3 protein-coding genes are annotated in these 1666 nt (G+C 67.3%); all 3 read right to left on the reverse strand.

Annotated elements, in window-relative coordinates; genetic code table 11:
* Positions 1-113 precede the first annotated feature (113 nt).
* The gene (locus ACE3P2_RS07290; protein WP_374262778.1) at positions 114-1070 is read right to left on the reverse strand and encodes a YheT family hydrolase; all 957 of its coding nucleotides are present in this window, start codon (positions 1068-1070) and stop codon (positions 114-116) included.
* The gene (locus tag ACE3P2_RS07295) at positions 1067-1498 is read right to left on the reverse strand and encodes a nuclear transport factor 2 family protein (protein WP_153145750.1); all 432 of its coding nucleotides are present in this window, start codon (positions 1496-1498) and stop codon (positions 1067-1069) included. The genes ACE3P2_RS07290 and ACE3P2_RS07295 overlap by 4 nt, the downstream gene beginning before the upstream one ends.
* Positions 1495-1666, reverse strand: a 172-nt coding sequence (locus ACE3P2_RS07300) for a glycosyltransferase family 9 protein (RefSeq protein WP_374262782.1), incomplete at its 5' end; no start/stop codon positions are given. The genes ACE3P2_RS07300 and ACE3P2_RS07295, both read right to left, overlap by 4 nt.

Raw genomic sequence — 1666 nt, forward strand, 5'->3', positions numbered from 1 at the left:
CCGAGGGCGTGGCCGATCTGCCGGACGACACCGGCGGTCAGCGATTTGTCGACGATGCCACGGATATCGTAGGCCTTGAAAATTTCGGCGGGAAGTTGGGTCATGATGTTTGCCTATGACGTTTCATAAAGGAAGAAGTGTAAGAGTCTTTGCGGCAGCCAGTCCAGATTTCCCGGGAAGGTGCCGCTGACGAAGCCGACATGGCCACCGCCGGCCGGTTGTTCGAGGCGCACCTGCGGGCTGACGTCGGCGGCACTCGGCAGGTAGGTGGCGGGCAAAAACGGGTCATTTTTCGGGTTGACCGCAACTGCCGGTATGGCGATCGATTTCAGCCACGGTTTGGCCGAGGCGCGTTGCCAGTAGTCGTCGGCGCCGGCGAAGCCATGCACCGGGGCGGTGACGGCATCGTCGAACTGGTGGAGGTTGATCGCCGCCAGCATGCGCGCCTCGTCGAAGAGACCGGGAAACTGGCGCAGGCGGGCGGCCGAGACGGCTTTCAGCGTCTTCAGGAAATACTGGGTGTAGACGCGATTGAAGCCGCGCGCCAGGTGGTGGCCGCAGGCGGCGAGGTCGAGCGGGGCGCAGAGGGCGGCAACGCCGGTGACCAGTTCGCCGGCCGCCGCGCCGCGCTCGCCCGCCCACTTGAGCAGGGCGTTGCCGCCGAGCGAGACGCCGGCAGCGTGCAGCGGCCGGCCGCCGTGGGCGGTGTGAAGGTGGTGCAGGATCCAGTCGATTTCCTCGGCGTCGCCGGAGTGATAGGCGCGCGGGCGACGGTTGAGTTCACCGGAGCAGCCGCGGAAGTGCGGCAGGGCGAGCCGCCAGCCGGCCTTCCTGCAGGCGTGCGCGGTGCTCAGCGCGTAATGGCTGGCGGAGCTGCCTTCGAGGCCGTGGAAGAGCACGAGCAGGGAAGAGCGTGGCGGGCCGTCGACCCAATCGACATCGATGAAATCGCCGTCCGGCGTATCCCAGCGTTCGCGCCGGAGCTTGATCGGCGCCTGCCGGATCAGCTTCGGCCAGATGGTCTGGGCATGCCCGCCGGGCAGCCAGGCGGGGGCATGGTAGGGTTTCAATGCAGAGTGTGCGGGACGGCCTCGGCCATCGCCTGGTGGCTGTCGTCGGCGGCCGAGGCATGGCGGCTGACCAGGCGCCAGCCGTGGGCGCCGCGGGCATAGGTGTGGGTGACGTGCAGTGGGCCGTGCGGGCTGGGGTCGTCGCCGACGAAGAGGATTTCGGTCAGGTGGTGGATGGCCAGCACCGAGCCCTGCCAGTGGGCGACCGATTCGGCCTGCACGCGAATGCGGGCATTGGAAAAGATGCTGCGCCAGCTTTCGCGGATCGGCACGATGCCGAGCAGGCGGACGCCGGTCGGATGCACGCACAGGGTTTCCTCGTCCTCGGCCCAGAGCTGGATCAGCAGGTCGGCGTCGCCCTTCTGCACGGCCTCGTAGAAGGCCTGTTCGATGTCTTCGGGCGAGGCGTAATTGGCGGGTTTGCTCATGCGTTGCTCCGTTGCAGGCAGGCGGCAAGCACCTGGTCGGGCGAGAGTTTGTTGAGGCAGTCGAGGTGGCCGAGCGGACATTCGCGCTTGAAGCAGGGGCTGCAGTCGAGGTGCAGACTGAGAATGTCCGCCCGCTCCGAAAGCGGCGGCGTGAAGCCGGGCGACGAC

The organism is Zoogloea sp., from assembly GCF_041911615.1.
Lineage (GTDB): Bacteria > Pseudomonadota > Gammaproteobacteria > Burkholderiales > Rhodocyclaceae > Zoogloea.